The organism is Kribbella ginsengisoli (assembly GCF_039537185.1).
GTDB lineage: Bacteria > Actinomycetota > Actinomycetes > Propionibacteriales > Kribbellaceae > Kribbella > Kribbella koreensis.
Genome location: NZ_BAABAA010000060.1, coordinates 1 through 514 on the forward strand (window position 1 = coordinate 1; position 514 = coordinate 514).

Genomic DNA, 514 nt, shown 5'->3' on the forward strand with positions numbered 1-514 from the left:
AGTCCGAGGCCTGGCTCAAGTACGCCGACCTCACGAGAGTCAGTGCGTTCCGCCGCAAGCCGAGATCTGACCGGGCCGATCAGGGAGACGTTAAGGCGGCCTGGGGCGAACTCGCCCACACACTCGTGCCCGCAAGTGGCAATCGAACACTCCCGAGAGCCATCTACGACCAACTCACTGCCGGCGAGATCTCCGCTTCTGAGGTTCTCGGGTTTACCGAGTTCGAAGACACTACCGACGTCGAAGTCACCCTGGAGCGGAACGGACGCAAGAAGACGTTCGTCATCGGCCTCGAGAAGCGACCCACGTTGAGCTACGTCCTGTCCAACCACGGCGAAGAGCAGTGGTCCACCGATAGGATCCGGCAGTACGTCTTCGGCACCCACATCGAGGAGTTGTACCGTCGATGTGGGTTCACATGGGGCGCAACGGATTCTGTCGGCACCTGGACGGATGATGACCGGGACGTGAGACTAGAGGTGAGGGGCGGAGAACTCGAAGCGGCCGAGTAGCC

Annotated in this window: 1 protein-coding gene; it reads left to right on the forward strand. The window is 61.5% G+C overall.

What is annotated here, in order from left to right; genetic code table 11:
- The coding region (locus ABD768_RS43050; protein ID WP_344850786.1) for a hypothetical protein at positions 1 to 512 on the forward strand (512 nt) is incomplete at its 5' end.
- Positions 513 to 514: the final 2 nt, after the last annotated feature.